Source organism: Streptomyces sp. NPDC048436, assembly GCF_043200355.1.
GTDB lineage: Bacteria > Actinomycetota > Actinomycetes > Streptomycetales > Streptomycetaceae > Streptomyces.
This window is the reverse complement of sequence record NZ_JBICXP010000007.1, coordinates 370,083-389,401: the sequence shown is the minus strand read 5'-3', so window position 1 is coordinate 389,401 and position 19,319 is coordinate 370,083. Positions and strand designations below refer to the sequence as shown.

Genomic DNA, 19,319 nt, shown 5'->3' with positions numbered 1-19,319 from the left:
CCGCCTGTTCGACCCCCCGCAGTGCGCGTCGCACAGTATGCCGCACGCGTACTCCTTCGCGCTGGAATATGCCTGAAGCGCTTGTTGGGGTGACTGAACGTCAACCATGCTGTCTCTCAAGGGGATCACGTTCCGTGACCCCGTGGAGTCGCGAGGCGATGTGTCCGCCGGTTCGGATGGTGTGAGCGGTGCAGGTGCTTCAAGTTCAGCTGGAGGTCAGGCCCGACCCCGCAGAGGTGGGGCGGGCCCGGAGGTGGGCGCGTTCGCGTCTCGCCGGGTCCGGGATAGGGGTCGACGAGCCACTTGCCGAGACGCTGATTCTGTTGATCTCGGAGCTGGTCACCAACGCGGTGGTGCACACGGGCTGTCCGGCCGTGCTGCGCATGCGGCTCCCTGACTCCCCTGACGTCGCCGAGGAGGCCGCGCCGGGCGCGGAGGGCGCGGCGGCCGGCCTCGGGACGGTCCGGGTCGAGGTCGCCGACGCCAGCGCCCGCGCTCCGAGGCCGCGACACGCGGACGGCGACGCGACCAACGGCCGGGGCCTTGAACTCGTGGACGGCCTCGCGGACCGCTGGGGCTGGCAGGCCGAAGGCGCGGGCAAGAGCATCTGGTGCGAGGTGGACCGGTGTGAGCCGGGTGTCGAGGCGGCGGCGTTCCATGGGACGACGTACGAGGACGTGGCGTACGAGGCGGTCTGAGCCCGCAGTCATGGTTCAGTCCCGCCCGGCACTTCGCAAGCGGGTATTGACGTACCGTGTCCGATTGATCACGCTTGTGTGCAGCGATTCGCCGCGAGGGGACGTCGAGGACGGTGGCCTGTGCCCCCGGACCTCGGCGAGATGTGAGTCGCCGTCGGCGGCAGTCCCTTCGTGGCCGAAAGGGCAGGACTTGTGCGCCGGGGTCGGATGGCGGCGCGTGCGGCAGCGCGCTCGGGGCGGTGGCCGGGTGCCGCCATCCGAAGGCTCGGGGGTTGTGGGCTGTGGGTTGCGACGTTGTGGGGTTGCGGGCTTATGGGTCGGTCGGGCCTACAGGACCGCCACGGGTGCCACCGGTGTTCCCGTGCCGCCGATGAACGGCTCGGGCATCGCGGAGAGCAGGAAGCTGTAGCGGGAATCTTCTGCACAGGCTGTGGACAACTTTTCCAGATTCCAGTTCTGGCCCTGCAGCATGCCCATCTCGACCAGGTCGAGCGCGTGCACCGGAAGCCAGAGGTTCTCGATCTCGGGCGGGAAGATCTCGAAGGTCAGGGTGTCGTTGGCGACCGCCGCGACATCGCGCGCGTGGAACCACTCCGGGGTGCGGACCGAGAGGCCGGGGGACGGGTAGCCGTACGCGTGCTTGTCGCCCGCCAGGTAGGTCTGGATCTGCCCGGTGCGTACGAGGACGATGTCGCCGGCGCGCACGGTGACCCCCGCGAACTCCTCGGCCTCGTCCAGGTCTTCGGGGGTGACCGCGTGATCGCCGGGAAGCCGGTCGACGCCTTTGGCGCGGGCGACGTCGAGCAGGACGCCGCGCGAGACGAGGTGCGCCACCTTGTCGATGCCGCTGAACTGGGCGCCGGTGTGGGCGGTGATGGTGCCCGCCGGGCGGCCGTTGTAGATCTTCCCGGAGTGGGAAGCGTGGGTGAGCGCGTCCCAGTGGGTGGCCGTCTGCAGCCCCATCGTGACCGCGTCGTCGCTGGTGGCGATGGTGCCGGGGCCGAAAAGCTCCTGATTGATCTGCACCATCGTGTGCAGGGGGTTGATCCGGCCGGGTATCAGGCCCGTCTGTACGCCGTCCTCCTTGAGGGGCAGCGCGAGCGGGATGCGGCGGCCCGAGCGGATGGCGGTCGCGGCCTCGCGTACGACGGCGTCGGTGATGAGGTTGAGGGTGCCGATCTCGTCGTCGGAACCCCAACGGCCCCAGTTGTTCACGCGTTTGGCGATGTCGAAGAACTCCGGAGGCAGTGCGGGTTGCGCGGAAGCTGCGGGTGCCGAGTCTGACATGGGTCCTCCGCGGGGCTTGTCTTTGAGTATCTGACGGGTCATAAAATCTAACGGTCCGTCAGAAACCGCGGGAAGGGGCCGGACGTGGGGAACTTCTTGGCAGGCAAGGTGGTGGCCGTGACCGGCGCTGGGCGCGGCATCGGCCGGGCGGTCGCGCTCGCCGCCGCGGCCGAGGGAGCCAGGGTCATCGTGAACGACTACGGCGTCTCCATGGAGGGCGGCGAACCGACGAGCGAGATAGCCGACGGCGTGGTCAAGGAGATCCAGGCGGCGGGCGGTGAGGCCGTCGCCGTCGCCGACGACATCTCGACCATGGCGGGCGGACAGCGCATCGTCGACGTCGCGCTCGCCGAGTACGGACGCGTCGACGGCGTGGTGTGCGTCGCCGGGATCCTGCGCGAGCGGATGCTCTTCAACATGTCCGAGGAGGAGTGGGACCCGGTGGTCGCCACGCATCTGAAGGGCACGTTCACCGTCTTCAGGGCCGCGTCGGCGGTCATGCGCAAGCAGGGGACGGGAACACTGATCGGCTTCACCAGCGGCAACCACCAGGGGTCCGTCGCACAGGCCAACTACAGCGCGGCCAAGGGCGGGATCATCTCGCTGGTGCGGAGTGCGGCGCTCGGCCTGCACAAGTACGGGGTGACCGCCAACGCGGTCGCGCCGGTGGCGAGGACCCGGATGTCCGCCAACGTGCCCATGGAGCTGAAGGAGATCGGGGAGCCGGAGGATGTGGCGGCCCTGGTGACCTATCTGCTGAGCGAGCGGGCGCGGGAGGAGGGGATCACGGGGCAGGTCTACACGGTCGCGGGCCCGAAGATCGCCGTATGGGCACAGCCGCGTGAGCTGCGGGCCGGGTATGTGGAGGGCGGCTGGACCCCGGAGAAGATCGCGGACTTCCTGCCGGGGACGGTGGGAGTGGACCCGATGCCGATGCTGGCGCAGCTGGAGGCGATGGCGGAGGCTGCTGCTGCCGCGAAGGCTGAGGCCGCGAGGGCTGACGCCGCGAAGGCTGCGGCTGCTCGCCCTGGACGCCCTGCCCGCCCTGACCGGCCGAACGCGTAGGCGGGGGCGTGGAGTTCGGGTTCGGGGCTGCGGATGAGGAGTTCCGGGCGGAGGCGCGGGCGTGGCTGCGTGAGCGGTTGGAGGGGGCCGGGGCTTTCGTCGGCGTGGTGGGGCGGGGTGGACCCGGCAGTGAGCATGTCGGGGCCGAGGAACGGCGGGCCTGGGAGCGGGAGTTGGGCCGGGGCGGATGGATCGGCCTCGGGTGGGACTCGGACGCGTACGGGAACCGGCGGGCGACGCTGACCCAGCAGGTCGTCTGGGCCGAGGAGTACGCGCGGGCCCGGGCCCCCGGGAGGTACGGCCACATCGGCGAGAACCTGCTGGCCCCGACCCTCCTCGCCTACGGCAGCCAGGAGCAGCGGGACGAGTTCCTGCCGGCGATCGCCCGGGGCGAGGCGCTGTGGTGCCAGGGGTACAGCGAGCCGGGGGCCGGGTCGGACCTGGCGGGGCTGCGGACCGTGGCGGTGCGGGAGGGCGATACGTACCGCGTGACCGGACAGAAGGTCTGGACGTCGCTCGCGCAGGAGGCGGACTGGTGCTTTGTGCTGGCGCGGACGGAGGGGGCGGCGGGTTCGGTTGCCGGGGGGCGGGGGCATGCGGGGATCTCGTTTCTGCTGGTGCCGATGGATCAGCCCGGTCGCGTCGAGGTGCGGCCCATACGGCAGTTGACGGGGACTTCCGAGTTCAACGAGGTCTTCTTCGACGGGGCCGTCGCACGTGCCTCGCACGTGGTGGGCGGTGCCGGCAACGGGTGGCGCGTGGCCATGGGGCTGCTCGGGTTCGAGCGGGGCGTCTCCACGCTCGTACAGCAGATCGGCTTCGCGGAGGAGCTGGCCGGGGTGGTGCGGGAGGCGGTCGACAGCGGGGCCGTCGATGATCCCGTACTGCGGGAACGGCTTGTGCGGCAGTGGGCTGAGCTGCGGGTCATGCGGTGGAACGCGCTGCGGACGTTGGGGGGTTCGGGGGCAAGCAGTGGTGTGGGCTCGCCCAGTGTGGCCAAGCTGCTGTGGGGCGGGTGGCATCAGCGGCTGGGGGAGCTGGCCATGGCGGTTCGGGGGGTGGGGGGTGCGGTCGGGCCCCTGGACTGGAGCGAGGACGCCCCGTACGAACTCGACGCACTCCAGCGGCTTTTCCTCTTTACGCGGGCCGACACCATCTACGGCGGCTCGGACGAGATTCAGCGGAACATCATCGCCGAGCGCGTGCTCGGCCTGCCGAGGGAGGCGCGATGAGGGGTGTTGTGTTCGACGGGAGCAGGGCCGAGGGGAGCGGGGGGCTGGGGAGCAGGGTCGAGGTTGTCGACGATCTTGAGGTGCGGGGTCCGGGGCCGGGGGAGGTGCTGGTGGCCATCCGGGCCGCGGGGTTGTGCCACAGCGACCTCTCGGTGATCGACGGGACCATTCCGTTCCCCTCGCCTGTGGTGCTCGGGCATGAAGGGGCGGGGGTGGTGGAGGAGGTCGGTGCGGGGGTGACTCATGTGGCGGCCGGTGATCACGTGGCGCTCTCCACCATCGCAAGCTGCGGGGCGTGCGGGGAGTGCAACCGGGGGCGGCCGACGATGTGCCGGCGGGCGATCGGGATGCCGGATCAGCCGTTCTCGCGGGGCGGCAAGCCGGTGTACCAGTTCGCGGCGAACTCCGCGTTCGCGGAACGCACCGTGGTGAAGGCCGTGCAGGCGGTGAAGATCCCGGAGGACATTCCGCTGACGTCGGCGGCGTTGATCGGGTGCGGGGTGGTGACCGGGGTCGGAGCCGTGCTGAACCGGGCGAAGGTGGACCGGGGGGACAGCGTGGTGGTGATCGGGACCGGCGGGATCGGCCTGAACGTGCTGCAGGGGGCTCGGATCGCGGGGGCGACGAAGATCGTGGCCGTCGACGCGAACCCCGCGAAGGAGGCGGTGGCCCGGCAGTTCGGAGCGACGCACTTCCTGTCGTCGGCGGCGGAGGGCGGCGGGGTGAGGGAGATCCTGCCGAGGGGGGCGGACCATGCCTTCGAGTGCGTGGGCAGGGTGGAGCTGATCCGCCAGGCGATCGACCTCCTGGACCGGCATGGGCAGGCGATCCTCCTTGGAGTACCGGCGGCTACAGCCGAGGCGTCGTTCCTGGTCTCGTCCCTGTTCCTGGACAAGTCAATCCTGGGCTGCCGCTACGGCTCGGCCCGACCGCAGCGGGATTTCGCGCTGTACGCGGAGCTGTACCGGGAGGGGCGGCTGCTGCTGGACGAGCTGGTGACGACGACGTATCCGGTGGAGGACTTCGCGAAGGCGGTGGAGGATGCGGAGGGGGGGAGGGTGGCTCGGGGGGTTCTGACGTTCTGAGGGGTCTGGCCGGGGGCGGGGCGCGTGCGCTGGCTTGAGCGGGGGCGCGGTGCCGTTTCGTCTTGGGGGCGGGGCCGTGGTGCGGGTGGCCGGGGGTGCGGTGCCTGTCCGGCTGTGGGGCGGGGGCGCGGTGCGGGTGGCCGGGGTGCGGTGTCTGTTCGTCTGTGGGTGCGGGGCCGCGCCGGTATGTCCGTCCTCGCTATCGTCCGGTGGCCGCGTGGGTGCTTCGGCTCCGGAGTGCCGCGAACTGTGCTCCGGGCGGAAATACCGACACGTCCCCTCGCGTCTCGCTGCCGACTGCCACCGAGTGGAGGCCGTCCCCCGCCCGCCGCTCGCGCGGGAAAGGCGGCACCCTGCCCCGTCTCGATGCCGACTGCTACCGAACGGGCCGTCCCCTCCCCCCTCCCCCTCCCCCCGGCCGCTCGCGCCGGATGGGTTTTTTGCCCACCCACCCCCCACCCGCCCCCCTCAACCACGGTTTGTTCGCAGGGGTGTTGATGCGGGGCAATCGGGTGGGTGGGCGGGAAAGGCTTGTTCGTCCAGGGCTGGATGCGGGGGGAACGGGCGGGTGGGTGGGAGAGGTCCTTGGGTGGGGCCCGCCCCCGGGAGGAATTGAGTGGCCGCTGGCCCGGCGGGAGCCCTAGCGTCACCGCATGAGCTATCGCGACGTCGCCACGAAGCCCGTCCTCGCCTGGGCCACCGTAGCCATCGGCGCAAGGATGCCCGTCGCCATGGCCCCCCTCGCCCTCGTGTTCCTCACCCGCGAACGCCCCGGCGGCTACACCCTGGGAGCGATCCTCGCCGCCGTGTACGTCATCGGAGAGATCGCCGGTGCGCCCCTCCTGGGGATGAGGATGCGGGCCGCGAAGGCAAGGCCCCAGCTCGCGGCGGGCCTGACCGTGGGAGCCCTCGGCTTCGCCGCGCTCGGCGCGCTGCCGGACGCCCACCCCCTCGTACTCGGCGCCGCAGCCTTCCTCGCGGGCGCCGCCCCCGCCGCCGTACCCGGCGGCCTGAGGGCCCTGCTCACCAGCCTCGTGCCCGAACGCGCCGTCGCCCAGGCGCTGTCCGCCGAGTCCGTGCTGACGTTCAGCGTGTGGGCCGTCTCGCCCGCGGCCGTCACGGGACTCGCACTCGGCGTCGCGCCCCAACTGCCGCTGGTCCTGGCCGCCGTACTGATGGCCCTCTCCGTGGCGGGCCTCTGGCTGCTGCCCGTGGGGTGGAAGTCGGATGAGGACGACCGGGGAGGTGAGTCGATGCTCCGCATCATGGTGCGGGCCTGGCCCATCTACGTCACCGGCGCCGCGAGCCTCTCGCTGCTCGCCCTCGCCGAACTCGTGCTGCCCGCGCTTCTCGAACAGCGGGGGATAGCCGTGGGGTGGGCCGGGCCCCTGCTTGCGGGGCTCGCCATCGGGTCCGCCGTCGGCTCGCTCGTCTACGGGCTTCGGACATGGCCGGGACAGCTCCGTACGCAGAGCATGGTGCTCATGTTCGCGGTCTCGGCCTGCATCGCCGTCGTCGCCGTACTGCCGACGACGGGACTGCTCGCCACCGGCCTTGTCATGGCCGGGCTGCTGCAGGCCGGGGCCATGCTCACCCGGAACCTGAGCCTGCGCGAAGTCCTCCCGCCGAGCGCGCTCGCCGCCGGGTACTCCGTCATGTACGCGGCCGTGGGCGCCGGTTACGCGGCCAGCGGCTCCCTCGCGGGCGCCCTGCTCAGCGTCGTCGCGCCGTCGACGGCGATCCTCGCCGGGGTCGGCCTCACCCTCGTACTCACGGTCGTGGGCGTACTCGGCGAGGTCCGGCCTGCCGCCTCAGCGGGCGGGCACACCACCGACGGTGTCCCGGAACGTGCGCCGGTATGCGGTGGGGGTGACACCTAGAGCCGCCTGTAGGTGCTGCCGCATCGACTGCGGCGTGCCGAAACCCGCGTCCCGCGCGACCTGGTCGACGGACAGATCGCTGGACTCCAGGAGGTGGCGGGCCCGCTCGACGCGCTGCTGTGCGAGCCACTGGCCGGGGCTGATGCCCACCTCCTCGCGGAAACGGCGCGTGAAGGTGCGTACGGACATGGATTCCTGCTCGGCCATGTCGCGGAGCTGGATCGGCTCGTGAAGGCGGCCGAGTGCCCACGCGCGTGCCGCTGTGGTGGACGCCAACTGGGGCTCCGGGAGCGGGCGTTGGATGTACTGAGCCTGGCCGCCGTCCCGGTGCGGGGGCACCACCGTACGGCGGGCCACCTCGTTGGCGACCGCGGAGCCGTGGTCGCCGCGTACGACATGGAGGCAGAGGTCGAGGCCCGCCGCGACGCCCGCCGATGTGAGGACGTCGCCGTCGTCGATGAAGAGCACGTCCGCGTCCACCTTGACCTGCGGGAAGAGGCTCTGGAAGTGCTCCGCCGATGACCAGTGGGTGGTGGCGGTGCGGCCGTCGAGGTAGCCGGCGGCGGCGAGGACGTAGCCGCCGGTGCAGATGGAGATCAGGCGGGTGCCGGGCCTGATGTGGGCGAGCGCCGCCGCCAGTTCCGGGGTGAGGCGGCCTTCTTCGTAGACCGGGCCCAGTTCGTACGACGCGGGGATCACGACGGTGTCGGCGGTGGCCAGGGCTTTTGGGCCGTTCTCTACGAGGATCGCGTAGTCGGCGTCCGTGCGTACCGGGCCGGGCGGCCGGATCGAGGCCGTCACGACCTCGTAGAGCGGTGTGCGGTCGGCGGCGGTCCGTGCGCGGCCGAAGATGCGCTGCGGGATGCCCAGCTCGAAGGGGATGACGCCGTCCAGGGCGAGGACCACCACGCGGTGCCGGGGGCTCCGGGGCTTCCGGGGCTTCCGGGTGGTGGTGGTCGGGGTGGCGGTCGCTGAGGCCATGGCCCGATCATAGCGAATGCTGTCCTTTGGGCCACTCGTTCGGGGGTGCCCGGGGCCCGATGCTGTTGTCGTGACCCAGACAGACGTGAACCAGACGGACGCGAACCGGACGGACGTGCCGCCGGTGGATGCGGTGGCGGTGGATGCGGTGGCGAAGCCGCGTCGCCGCATCCACCGGGCGTGGTTCGTCGCCGCCGTCACCTTCGTGACGATCATCGGCGCCGCCGCGTTCCGGTCCCTGCCGGGGCTGCTCATCGACCCGCTGCACCAGGAGTTCCACTGGTCGCGCGGCACGATCGGCCTCGCGGTCTCCATCAACCTCGCGCTGTACGGGCTCACCGCGCCGTTCGCCGCCGCGCTGATGGACCGCTTCGGCATCCGGCGGGTGGTGGCGGTCGCCCTGATCGTGATCGCGCTCGGCGCCGGGCTCACCGTATGGATGCAGTCCGCCTGGCAGCTGCTGCTGTGCTGGGGGCTGCTCGTCGGGCTCGGCTCGGGATCCATGGCGCTCGCCTTCGCCGCCACCGTCACCAACCGGTGGTTCACCACCCGGCGCGGGCTCGTCACCGGCATCCTCACGGCGGCCTCCGCCTCAGGGCAGCTGATCTTCCTGCCGCTGCTCTCCTGGATCGTGGAGGAGCACAACTGGCGGCCCGCCGCCGTGACGGTGGCCCTGGCGGCGCTCGCGGTCGTTCCGTTCGTCTGGCTGCTGCTGCGCGACCACCCCGCCGACGTGGGCCTGAAGCCGTACGGCGCCGAGGAGTTCGTGGAGAAGCCCCCGCCCGTCACGGGCGCCGCGCGCCGCGCGGTCACCGTGTTGTTCAAGGCGGCCCGAACCGGCCCGTTCTGGCTGCTCGCCGGGACCTTCGCCATCTGCGGCGCCTCGACGAACGGCCTGATCCAGACGCACTTCGTGCCCGCCGCTCACGACCACGGCATGCCGATCACGGCCGCCGCCTCGCTCCTCGCCGTCATCGGCGTCTTCGACGTCGTGGGCACGATCGCGTCCGGCTGGTTCACGGACCGCTTCGACGCCCGGCGGCTGCTCGCCGTGTACTACGCGCTGCGCGGCGTCTCGCTGCTCTTCCTGCCGCTGCTGCTCCAGTCGTCCGTGCAGCCGCCGATGCTCTTCTTCATCGTCTTCTACGGCCTCGACTGGGTGGCGACCGTGCCGCCGACCCTGGCCCTGTGCCGCGAGCAGTACGGCGAGGACAGTGCGATCGTCTTCGGCTGGGTGCTCGCGTCGCACCAGGTGGGCGCCGCGATCGTGGCCGTCGTCGGCGGTGTCGTACGGGACAACTTCGGGTCGTACGACGTGATGTGGATCGCCTCGGGGGCGCTGTGCGCGGCGGCGGCACTGATGGCCCTGGTCATCCGGCGGCGCGGCGACGAGGCGGGCGTGCCGCCCGCTCTCGTGTAGCGGCGCCCGCTCTCCTCTCAGGTGGCGAGGGTGCCGAACTTGCCCCGGTGGAAGAGGAGCGGGCCGTCGTCGTCGGCAGTGCTTGTTCCCAGGGCGTCCACCCTGCCGACCACGATCAGGTGGTCGCCCCCGGTGTGCACGGCCTGGATGGTGCAGTCGACCCAGGCCGGTACGCCGGCCAGGCGGGGCGAGCCGCTCACCGGAGCCGCGTCGTACTCGACGCCGGCGAACTTGTCGGCGCCGCTCACCGCGAAGCCACGGCAGAGCGGGCCCTGGTCGGCGCCCAGGACGTTGACGCAGAAGACGCCCGCGCGTGCGATCCGGGGCCATGTCGTGGACGTACGAGCGACCATGAACGAGACGAGGGGCGGGTCGAGGGAGAGCGAGGAGAAGGACTGACAGGCGAATCCGGCGGGGCCCGGCTCGCCTTCGGATGCCGGTGCCGTGACAACGGTCACCCCGGTCGCGAAGTTCCCGAGTACGCGCCGGAACTCGCCCGCGTCGAGCGGCGCCCGCTCGTCGTCCCCGACGGCCCGGAGCTGCGGACGCGGCAAGGCCTCGACCGGTCCGGTGGTGGTCGGTTCGCCGACCGACCTGAGGTATCTGATGACGGTGGCCGCCATCCCTGCGTGTCCCATCACATCAGCCATTGAAGCTGACGGGGTGTCAGATTGGAAGGGGTGGGGGCACCGCATCGGGGTGTTCGAGCCGGCGGCTCTGTACGTTCGGGTCAGTGGCCCCTTGCAGCACTCGTACGTTCGGGTCAGCGGCCCTCGTACGAAGGTGAACGGCGCTCCACGAAGCTGGCCACGCCCTCGTTCGCGTCCGCCGTCGTCATGTTGATCTCCTGCGCCGCCGCCTCCGCCGCGAACGCCGTCGTACGGTCCGATTCGAGGGCGGCGTTGACCAGTTGCTTGGTCATGGCGATCGCGCGGGTCGGCCCCGTCGCGAGGCGTTCGGCCCAGGCTCGGGCCGTCTTCTCCAGTTCGTCGGCGGGGACGACGCGGTTGACGAGGCCGAGCCGTTCGGCGTCCGTCGCCGGGACGGAGTCCCCGAAGAACATCAGCTCCTTGGCCCGCTGCGGCCCGATGAGGCGGGGCAGCAGATAGGCACCGCCGCCGTCCGGCACCAGGCCACGACGGACGAACACCTCGATGAACTTGGCCGGTTCGGCGGCGATGACCAGGTCGCAGGCGAACGCGAGATGGGCGCCGATCCCGGCGGCGGTGCCGTTCACGGCGGCGATCACCGGCTTCTCGCAGTCCAGGACGGCGGCGATCAGACGCTGGGCGCCCAGCTTGATCGTGCGGGCCACGTCACCGGGCACGCGCTCACCGCCGCCGGGAGCTCCGCGCAGATCGGCGCCCGCGCAGAATCCCCTGCCGGTCGCGGTGATCACGACGGCGCGGATGCCGGGGTCGGCGGATGCTTGGGCGAGCAGCGATATGACGCGTTCGCGCTGGTCCCAGGTGACGGCGTTCATGGCTTCGGGCCGGTTGAGGGTGATCCACGAGACGGCGTTGTCAGTGGCGTGGAGTACCAATGAGTCGAGGGGATCAGTTCCGGCTTCGGGGGAGGTGCTTGTCATGGGGGAACGGCTCCGTTCGTTCATGTCGCGCTGCGGGGTAATCGGGTGGGTGGGCGGGAAACCTTCGCCGCGAAGCGGCGTCCTGAAAGCCCACTCACCGGCAGACGGCGAGCGCGTCCAACGCCACCGCCCCCTGCCCCTGGGGCAACACCATCAACGGATTGATGTCCAGCTCCGCAAGCTCATCGCCCAGTTCAAGGGCCATCCTCTGCACCCTCAGGACGACTTCGACGAGCGCGTCGACATCGGCAGGGGGCGCCCCCCGAACGCCGTCCAGCAACGCACGCCCCCGCAGCTCGGAAAGCATCGCCAGCGCCTGGGACTCCCCGAAGGGCGGCACCCGCACGGACACATCCCGCAGGACCTCGACGAGGACCCCGCCGAGCCCGACCGTCACCGTCGGCCCGAACAGCTCGTCCTGGGTCACCCCGACCACCATCTCGACGCCCCGCTCCACCATCTGGCAGACCAGCACGCCGTCCAGCGAGATCCCTTCGTAGCGGGCGATGTCGGTCAGCTCCCGATAGGCGTCGCGCACCTGGCTCGCCGACGTAAGGCCGATCTTCACCAGGCCCAGTTCGCTCTTGTGCGCGAGCCGCGCCCCGGACGCCTTCATCACCACCGGGTAGCCGACGAGCCCGGCCGCCCGCACGGCCGCCGCCGCGCTGGTCACCAACTGCTCGCGCGGTACGCGAATCCCGTACGCGCGCAGCAGCTGTTTCGCCGCGTGCTCGCTCAGCTGCTGAGCGGGCCGCATCAGGGCCTGGGCCTTGCGGTAGGAGGGCGAGGCGGTGCGCGGGGCCTCGGCGAAGGGGGAGCGGTAGCGGTCGGTGAAGCGGTGGTGGTCCAGATAGGCGCGCACCGCCGTGATGCAGTTGGCGAAGGTGCGGAAGGTGGCGACGCGCGAGGAGCCGAGCAGCGTCGTGCGGTAGGCATCCTCGGTGCCGACGGGCGAGCCCCACACGACGCACACCAGTTTGTCCGTCTGTTCCGCCGCGTCCACCAGGTCCTGCGCCAGCTTGTCGCTCATGGGCGGAAAGGGCCCGGTGATGGGGCAGATGAGCACCCCCACCTCCGGGTCGTCCAGGATCGCGTCGATGATCTTCCGGCCGCGCCAGTCGCCCACCGGGTGCCCGCCGTTGTCGACGGGGTTGGCGACGTTCAGGTAGTCCGGTATCCACTGGTGCAGCTGCGCCTGCTTGGCCTCGGAGAGCGTGGGGAGCGGCAGCCCCGCCTCGCTCGCCAGGTCGGAGAAGTGCGCGCCCGTGCCGCCCGAGATCGAATACACGACGACGCCTTCGGCCAGCGGCGTCCGCGCCCGCGCCAACAAGGCGGAAGTGTCCTGGAGTTCGTCCAGTCCGTCCACGCGGATCACGCCGTACTGCCGCATCGCCGCGTCCACGACCGCGTCGGCGCCGGTGAGCTTGCCGGTATGTGAGGCGGCCATGCGGGCGCCGGTCTCGGTGCGGCCCACCTTGACCGCGACGACGGGTATGCCGCGCTGGGCGGCGCGGTCGGCGGCGAGCAGGAAGGAGCGGCCGTCCTTGAGGCCCTCGACGTAGCAGGCGATGGCGCCGACCTCGGGCTGTTCGGCGAAGTAGGAGATGAAGTCGGCGGTCTCCAGGTCGGCTTCGTTGCCGGTGGGCGCCCAGTGGGAGAGGCGTACGCCGATCTCCTGCATCGCGAAGACGGGACGGCCCTGGTGTCCCGACTGGGTTATCAGCGCGATCGCCGGTCCTTCGAGGTCGTCACGGAACTTCTCGAAGGCGTTGAGGTTGGTGTTGGGGCCGAGGAGCCGCAGCCCCGAGCGCTCGACGGCGGCGGTCAGCCGGGCCTGCGCCGCCGCGCCCTCCTCCCCGGTCTCGGCGAACCCGGAGGCGAAGGCGACGGCGAACTTCACCTTGGACTCGGCGAGTTCCTCGATGAGAGGGAGGGGGTCACTGACGAGGAGTACGGCCAGATCGACCTGTTCCGGCAGGTCCGCGACGGAGGGGAAGCAGGGGGTGCCGAAGACGGTCCTGCGGGTGGGGTGGACGGGATGCAGCCGGGCGCCGCCCCGCTCGGCCCAGGCCATGAGCTGGCGCGTGATGCCGGTGTTCGGCCGGCCGTCGGCGTCCGAGGCGCCGATGACGGCGACGGACTCGGGTCGGAAGAACCGGTCCAGATCCGGTACGTCGGCGTGCAGGGGCCGGCCGCTGACGTCCAGGTCGTCCGCCGTGGCGGCCTGGCCGTGGACCGCCGGTGCCGGAACTTCGCCGCAGGCCACTACACGCGCGCGGCGGGGGTCGGTGGTGAAGGTGCCGTAAGTCGATCCAAGCATCGGTCCGCCCGCTCCTGTGTGACAGCAACTCAACTGACGCAGTGTCAGATTACTGAACTGACGCTGTGTCAGGAACAGTGCTGCACGCAAAGAGTGGGGTCGGCCCTTTAGCGGTACCCAGGACCTCGGGGGCGCTACCCCTCTCCCGGCGGTCGGTGCCGCCGGGAGGGGGGGGCGCCGACCGCCGCCGCCAGCCCCGCGAAGTGCAGTCGGGCAGCTGCGGCACCATCGTGGCTGGTCGCGCAGTTCCCCGCGCCCCTGGGGGGGGGGGCTTCGCCCGGTCCCGTCAGCGGGCTGCGTCCTGCGTTCTTGCCACTGCCTTCGCGATCTTCTCCGCGTCCCTGGCCAGCTCGCGGAGCATCCCGCTGATGGGGTTGGTGAACCCGGTGAAGTACAGGCCGGGGGCCGACTCCGGGGTGTGGGCACCCTGGACCAGGGGTGCGCCCTTCTCGTCCAGTACGCCGAGGTCGCCGAGCAAGGGCTCAAGGGCGCGGCGGTAGCCCGTGGCCGCGATGACCACATCGGGGCCGATCCGGGTGCCGTCCGCCAGGACGACCTTGCCGTCCTCGAAGGACTCGACGGCCGCGACCGGTCCGACCCGGCCCCTGCGTACGGCGTCGATCAGGCCCACGTCCTGCACCGGGATCGCGCCCTCGCGGACGCGTGAGTACAGGCCGCTGTCCGGCCGGGGCAGACCCCGCGCCGTCAGATCGGGGACGCTGATCTTGGCGATCGGACCCGCGAGACGGTCCACGAGCCGGACGGGCAGTCTGCGGCACAGGATTGCGCTGCGCTGCGCGGGCCACCCGGCCGTGGTGCGGCGCACGATGTGCGGCGCGGTGCGTACGGCGAGGCGGACGCGGGCCGCGCCGCCGTCGATGAGGTCGACGGCGATCTCGGCGCCGGTGTTGCCGACGCCGACGACGAGGACGTCCTTGCCCTCGTAGGGGCGGGGGTTGCGGTAGGTGCTCGCGTGCAGGAGTTCGCCCGCGTACGTGTCCCGGCCCGGCCAGGACGGGAGGTGGGGCGTGTGGTTGTAGCCGGTGGCGATCACCACCGCGCTGCCGGTCAACTCCCGTCCGCCGGTGGCGTGCAGCAGCCAGCCCTTGCCGTCGGCCGTCCGCTCCAGGCGGGAGACCTCGACGCCGGTGACGATCTCCAGCTGGTGGAAATCGGCGTACTTCTCCAGGTAGCGGAGCACGTTGTCACGTGACACCCACCGCCCGAAGGCCCGGGGTATCGCGAGGCCCGGCAGCGCGGAGAGGCGGCGCGTGGTGTGCAGGTGGAGGCGGTCGTAGTGCGTGCGCCAGGAGGCGCCGACCCGGTCGGACTTCTCGAGCACGACCGCGCGGACGCCGCGTGCGCGCAGGGCGGCCGCCACGGAGAGCCCGCCGGGCCCGCCGCCGATGACGTACACGGGGCGCTCTTGCTGGGGTGCCGGTGGGGGAGTGGAGTCGGGCATGGACTGGAGAGTAACCACCCGGTCACTTGATGTGGGCCGGTCAAGGCTGAAACCGGTTGCGAATTGATCACGGGTGCGAGGCGGGCGTCCCTTGCGTGCGCCGCCCGCGTATCGCCTCTTGCGTAACGCCTCTTGCGTACGGGTCGGGCATGCGCTGAACTGACGTACCGTCAGAAAGCTGTATCCGGAGGCCTCAGGGGCATCCAGAGGCATTCAGGGGCATCCGGAGCACCCGGAGTGGGAGAGGCCGCGGCATGGACACGATCTGGCTCACCGGCGCCGAATGGCTCGCCGTGCTCCGCATAGGCCTCGGCCTGTGGTGGCTGGAGAGCTGGCGGCACAAGGACAAGAAGGGCTGGTTCGAGCGGGGCACGGGGATCGCCTGGGCGGCGGACGTGGCCGGAAAGCACAAGTGGAACGCGGTCCGCAGCGGCTTCGACACGGTGGTCAAGCCCCGGCCGAGGACCATGGCGTACGTCGTCGTCTACGCCGAACTCGCCCTGGGTCTCGGCCTGATCGTCGGCTTCCTGACCCCCATCGCGCTGATCGGCGGCCTGCTGCTCAATCTCCTCTACCTCGTCCTCATGATCCACGACTGGGCCGAGCAGGGGCAGAACGCGATGATGGCGCTGATCTCGCTGGTGGCGCTGTTCGCCATGTCCTGGCAGGCGTGGTCCCTGGACAACGCGATGGGACTGTTCCTGTGAGTGCCGCGGAGGCGCGTGGCACGGCAGCCCCGCCGAGCAAGGCGGCCCCCCGCTTCGACCTCCCCGAGCCCGACGCCTTCACGCAGCCCTACTGGGACGCCGCTGCCGAGGGCCACCTGCTGCTGCGGCGCTGCGGCGCGTGCGGCAAGGCGCACCACTACCCGCGTGAGTTCTGCCCGCACTGCTGGAGCGAGGACGTCACCTGGGAGCGGGTGAGCGGCCAGGCCACGCTCTACACCTGGTCCGTCGTCCACCGCAACGACCTGCCGCCGTTCGGCGCCCGCGTTCCGTACGTAGCCGCGGTCGTCGACCTCGCCGAAGGCCCGCGCATGATGACGGAGATCGTCGACTGCGAGGAGGGCGAGGGCGAGGGCGAGCTGCGGATCGGGATGGCGCTTGAGGTGGCATTCCGCAGCGAGGCCGACCATGCCGTTATCCCCGTCTTCCGGCCGCGTAGCGCACGGTGACACGCCGCGCTACAAGCCGCTGCCGCGCGGTACGGCACGCTGGTGGCGTTGACCACCGTGCCCGTATGAGTGCCCGTATGAGTGCGCGGACGTGGTGGCGGTCGGCCTGATCCGGCGGGTGCCGTAATCCGTTTCTGCTGAGGCCGTGATCCGGGGGATCATGGCCCATGACTTCTCCCGACGCGCGCACGGCCTGGCAGTTGACCCATGACCTGGATCAATTCCTTCCCCGCGCTGCGAACTTCCTGCACTCCGAGCCCGCCCTGCACACCGCGCTGCTCAGCGTCACCGACATGCTGCGTACGCGTGGGCTCCATGTGTACGGGGATGAAGATCCGCTCTTCGGGATACGCGCCGACGGCGAAGGCACCGTGAGCGGCGCCTTCGTATGGACCCCGCCGCACGCCCTCGCACTGAGCCCGCTCACCGACGATGCCGCAGCCGACGAGCTCGCCGGGATCCTCGGTGACGCGGGCCGGAAGCCGCCCGGGGTCGGCGGCGAGAGTGCCACCGCCGCCGCGTTCGCCGCGGCCTGGCAGCGGCGCACCGGCGCCGACGCCACCGTCAGCTTCCCCCAGCGGCTGTACCGCCTGGGCACCCTCACCCCGCCCGAGCCCTCACCCGCCGGCAGCGCGCGCGTCGCCACCGGCGCGGACAGGGCACTGCTCGCGCGCTGGCACGGGGAGTTCCACGAGGCCATCGGGGAGAAGGGCGGGATGGACGCGGGCGAGTGGGCCGACGCCCGCATCGCCTATGGGGGCGCCACCCTCTGGGAGACACCGGACGGGACGCCCGTGGCCATGGGGGGCAACACCCGCCTGGTCGCGGGCCAGGTCCGGATCGCCCCCGTCTACACGCCTGCCGCCCTGCGTGGCCGTGGCTACGCGGGCGCGGTCACCGTCGCGGTGAGCCGGGCGGCGCTGGCCGCGGGCGCGGACGAGGTGCTGCTCTTCACCGACGTGGGCAATGCGACGAGCAACGCGCTCTACCAGCGGATCGGGTTCCGCCCGGTGCGGGACTTCACGCAGTACGACTTCACCAGGGCGGGTTGACGCAGGGCGGGTTCACGCAGGGCGGCGCCCCGCGCTGGCCCCTCACGGCCACAGCAGGTCCTTGCCCCAGGTCCCGTCCGTCCCCCTCCGGTACCGCAGCCGCACATGCCGGCGCCGTGCGTCCCCCTGGAAGAACTCGACCTCCTCCGCTTCGAGTACGTACAGGGTCCAGCTCGGCGCCGGTGCGTCCGGTTCCGCCTGCGCGTGCTCCCAGGCGGCCTGGCTGGCGGCCACCAGATCCCCGTACGACGGCAGCACCTCGCTCTGCCTGCCGACCAGTGCCGACGCCAGTGCCCCGGGCGAACGCCGTGCGAGATCGGCGCGGCTTTCGGCGGCGCTCGCCGCCGTGACCCGGCCGCGTACCCGGACCTGACGGCCCTGCACCGGCCAGTAGAAACCGAGCGCGGCCTCGGGGCGTGCCGCGAGCTGGCGGCCCTTCGTGCTGCCCGAGTGCGAGCCGAAGTGCCAGCCCTCCGCGTCCGCGTCGTGCAGCATCAGCGTCCGTACGTCGGGGCGGCCCGACTCGTCCGCCGTCGCCAGGGTCATGGTGTGCGGCTCCACCTGGCCCGCTTCGGCCACGTCCACGAACCACTGCCAGAAGAGGGCCAGCGGGTCGGCGGGGGCGGCCGCCAGGTCGAACGGGGGCAGATCGGTGTCCCAGACCCGCAGGGTGCGCAGGAGGGCGCGGCCGTGGGTGATGTCATCAGGCCTGGTGTCGGAGTCGGAGTCGGAGGCGTCCATGCGGGCGAATCTACGGGAACGGCGGTCGCCACGTGCCGTGCCCGACTGGCGCGGGGAGGGGCCCCTCAGCTCCGTTGCGGGCCGCCTCAGCCCCGCCCCAGCACCACCGTCCCCGAAGAACAGAACCACCCGCCCGTCCCCGACGCCACCGCCACCTCCGGCAGCCTTCCCCCCGCCTTCCGCACCTGGCGGCCCTCGCCCGCGTCCCCCCGCAGCTGCCGTACCGCCTCCACCAGCAGGAACAAGCCCCGCATTCCAGGGTGTTGGGCCGAAAGGCCGCCACCGTCCGTGTTCGTCGGCAGTTCGCCGTCCCTCAGCAGGCGGCCCTTCTCCACGAACGCGCCCCCCTCTCCCTTCGCGCAGAACCCCAGGTCCTCCAACGTCACCAGCGTCATGTAGGTGAAGGCGTCGTAGATCTCCGCCACGTCCACGTCCTCGGGGCGCACCCCCGCCCGCTCGAAGGCGATACGGCCGCTCACCGCGGCCGGGGAGACCGTGAAGTCCTCCCACTCCGACATCGTCGTATGCGAGACGTGCCCGCCGGTGCCGAGGACCCAGACCGGGGTCGACGCGCAGTCGGCCACGTACTCCTCCGCCGCCAGGAGCACCGCGCAGCCGCCGTCGGAACGTATGCAGCAGTGCAGTTTCGTGAACGGGTCCGCGATCATCGGGCCGCTCAGGACCTCGTCGACCGTGATCGGGTCGCGGTACATCGCCTCGGGGTTGGACGCGGCGTTCGCCCGCGCCTGGACCGCCACCGAGGCGAGCTGTTCGAGTGTCGTGCCGTACTCGTGCATGTGGCGGCGCGCGGCCATCGCGTACTTGGAGATCAGGGAGTGGCCGTACGGGACCTCGAACTGGAGGGGGCCACGCGCGCCGAACGACAGGTTCGACGTGCGCCGCCTCGCCTTGATGTCCGCCCTCGCCGTGGACCCGTACACAAGAAGGACGGCGTTCGCGCGCCCCGCGGCGATCGCGTCCGCCGCGTGTGCCGCCATGACCTCCCAGGTGGAGCCGCCGACGGAGGTGGAGTCGACCCAGCGGGGCTTCAGGCCGAGGTACTCGGCGACCTCGACCGGGGCGAGCGTGCCGAGGCCCGCGGACGCGACGCCGTCGATGACCTCGCGGCCGAGGCCCGAGTCGGCCAGGGCGCGGCGGGCCGCCTGGGCGTGCAGGGCGTAGGGCGTGGCCTCGTCGACTCGGCCGCAGTCGGAGAGGGATATGCCGACGACGGCCACCTTGCGAGGCCCGGCTGCCGTCTCACGGGAGCTTGGGGAGAGGGGAGTTGGCATGAATCTGACGGTACATCAGATTCGAGTGGACCAGACAGGGTG

17 protein-coding genes are annotated in these 19,319 nt (G+C 71.5%); 9 read left to right on the top strand and 8 right to left on the bottom strand.

Annotated elements, in window-relative coordinates:
* Window positions 1-188: 188 nt before the first annotated feature.
* On the top strand, window positions 189-698 hold the full coding sequence (locus ACGFX9_RS25560; protein WP_393476331.1) for an ATP-binding protein: 510 nt from the start codon (window positions 189-191) through the stop codon (window positions 696-698).
* 327 nt (window positions 699-1,025) lie between these two features.
* Here the strand turns inward: ACGFX9_RS25560 and ACGFX9_RS25555 are convergent, their stop codons facing one another.
* Window positions 1,026-1,985 (bottom strand): cyclase family protein, encoded by a 960-nt coding sequence (locus tag ACGFX9_RS25555; protein WP_393476328.1) that lies wholly within the window; start codon window positions 1,983-1,985, stop codon window positions 1,026-1,028.
* 84 nt (window positions 1,986-2,069) lie between these two features.
* Here ACGFX9_RS25555 and ACGFX9_RS25550 point away from each other — a divergent pair, with 84 nt between their 5' ends.
* The 4 genes from ACGFX9_RS25550 to ACGFX9_RS25535 all read left to right on the top strand — a co-directional run bounded on the left by ACGFX9_RS25550 (window position 2,070) and on the right by ACGFX9_RS25535 (window position 7,247).
* A complete protein-coding gene (locus ACGFX9_RS25550) occupies window positions 2,070-3,050 on the top strand; it encodes an SDR family NAD(P)-dependent oxidoreductase (RefSeq protein WP_393476326.1) in 981 nt (326 codons plus the stop codon).
* An 8-nt stretch (window positions 3,051-3,058) separates the two neighbouring features.
* Entirely contained in the window at window positions 3,059-4,282 is a 1,224-nt protein-coding gene (locus ACGFX9_RS25545) for an acyl-CoA dehydrogenase family protein (protein WP_393476324.1), read from the top strand.
* Window positions 4,279-5,367 carry a Zn-dependent alcohol dehydrogenase gene (locus ACGFX9_RS25540; protein WP_393476322.1) on the top strand — a complete coding sequence of 363 codons (1,089 nt, stop codon included), beginning with the start codon at window positions 4,279-4,281 and terminating at the stop codon, window positions 5,365-5,367. The genes ACGFX9_RS25545 and ACGFX9_RS25540 overlap by 4 nt, the downstream gene beginning before the upstream one ends.
* A 653-nt stretch (window positions 5,368-6,020) precedes the next feature.
* Entirely contained in the window at window positions 6,021-7,247 is a 1,227-nt protein-coding gene (locus ACGFX9_RS25535) for an MFS transporter (protein ID WP_393476319.1), read from the top strand.
* Here the strand turns inward: ACGFX9_RS25535 and ACGFX9_RS25530 are convergent.
* Window positions 7,179-8,228: a GlxA family transcriptional regulator gene (locus tag ACGFX9_RS25530; RefSeq protein ID WP_393476316.1), complete on the bottom strand. Its 1,050-nt coding sequence runs from the start codon at window positions 8,226-8,228 to the stop codon at window positions 7,179-7,181. The genes ACGFX9_RS25535 and ACGFX9_RS25530 overlap by 69 nt on opposite strands.
* Before the next feature lie 16 nt (window positions 8,229-8,244).
* Here ACGFX9_RS25530 and ACGFX9_RS25525 point away from each other — a divergent pair, with 16 nt between their 5' ends.
* Window positions 8,245-9,648 carry an MFS transporter gene (locus ACGFX9_RS25525; RefSeq protein WP_393476313.1) on the top strand — a complete coding sequence of 468 codons (1,404 nt, stop codon included), beginning with the start codon at window positions 8,245-8,247 and terminating at the stop codon, window positions 9,646-9,648.
* A 17-nt stretch (window positions 9,649-9,665) separates the two neighbouring features.
* On the opposite strand, the gene ACGFX9_RS25520 is transcribed toward ACGFX9_RS25525, so the two are convergent.
* From ACGFX9_RS25520 to ACGFX9_RS25505, 4 genes are all read right to left on the bottom strand, one after another.
* On the bottom strand, window positions 9,666-10,286 hold the full coding sequence (locus tag ACGFX9_RS25520; protein ID WP_393476310.1) for a flavin reductase family protein: 621 nt from the start codon (window positions 10,284-10,286) through the stop codon (window positions 9,666-9,668).
* Window positions 10,287-10,411: 125 nt separating this feature from the next.
* Entirely contained in the window at window positions 10,412-11,236 is an 825-nt protein-coding gene (locus ACGFX9_RS25515; RefSeq protein WP_393476307.1) for an enoyl-CoA hydratase/isomerase family protein, read from the bottom strand.
* 94 nt (window positions 11,237-11,330) lie between these two features.
* A complete protein-coding gene (locus ACGFX9_RS25510; RefSeq protein ID WP_393476304.1) occupies window positions 11,331-13,556 on the bottom strand; it encodes an acetate--CoA ligase family protein in 2,226 nt (741 codons plus the stop codon).
* A gap of 286 nt (window positions 13,557-13,842) precedes the next feature.
* On the bottom strand, window positions 13,843-15,018 hold the full coding sequence (locus ACGFX9_RS25505; RefSeq protein WP_393476301.1) for a flavin-containing monooxygenase: 1,176 nt from the start codon (window positions 15,016-15,018) through the stop codon (window positions 13,843-13,845).
* 254 nt (window positions 15,019-15,272) lie between these two features.
* Here ACGFX9_RS25505 and ACGFX9_RS25500 point away from each other — a divergent pair, with 254 nt between their 5' ends.
* The 3 genes from ACGFX9_RS25500 (at window position 15,273) to ACGFX9_RS25490 (ending at window position 17,244) form a co-directional block, all read left to right on the top strand.
* The gene (locus tag ACGFX9_RS25500) at window positions 15,273-15,725 is read left to right on the top strand and encodes a DoxX family protein (RefSeq protein WP_393476299.1); all 453 of its coding nucleotides are present in this window, start codon (window positions 15,273-15,275) and stop codon (window positions 15,723-15,725) included.
* Window positions 15,722-16,192, top strand: coding sequence for a Zn-ribbon domain-containing OB-fold protein (locus ACGFX9_RS25495; protein ID WP_393476296.1), 471 nt, complete (start codon window positions 15,722-15,724; stop codon window positions 16,190-16,192). The genes ACGFX9_RS25500 and ACGFX9_RS25495 overlap by 4 nt, the downstream gene beginning before the upstream one ends.
* A gap of 167 nt (window positions 16,193-16,359) precedes the next feature.
* Window positions 16,360-17,244 (top strand): GNAT family N-acetyltransferase, encoded by an 885-nt coding sequence (locus ACGFX9_RS25490; RefSeq protein WP_393476293.1) that lies wholly within the window; start codon window positions 16,360-16,362, stop codon window positions 17,242-17,244.
* 42 nt (window positions 17,245-17,286) lie between these two features.
* Here the strand turns inward: ACGFX9_RS25490 and ACGFX9_RS25485 are convergent, their stop codons facing one another.
* The gene (locus ACGFX9_RS25485) at window positions 17,287-17,985 is read right to left on the bottom strand and encodes a pyridoxal 5'-phosphate synthase (protein WP_393476290.1); all 699 of its coding nucleotides are present in this window, start codon (window positions 17,983-17,985) and stop codon (window positions 17,287-17,289) included.
* Between the two features lie 86 nt (window positions 17,986-18,071).
* On the bottom strand, window positions 18,072-19,277 hold the full coding sequence (locus ACGFX9_RS25480) for an acetyl-CoA acetyltransferase (protein WP_393476288.1): 1,206 nt from the start codon (window positions 19,275-19,277) through the stop codon (window positions 18,072-18,074).
* Window positions 19,278-19,319 lie beyond the last annotated feature (42 nt).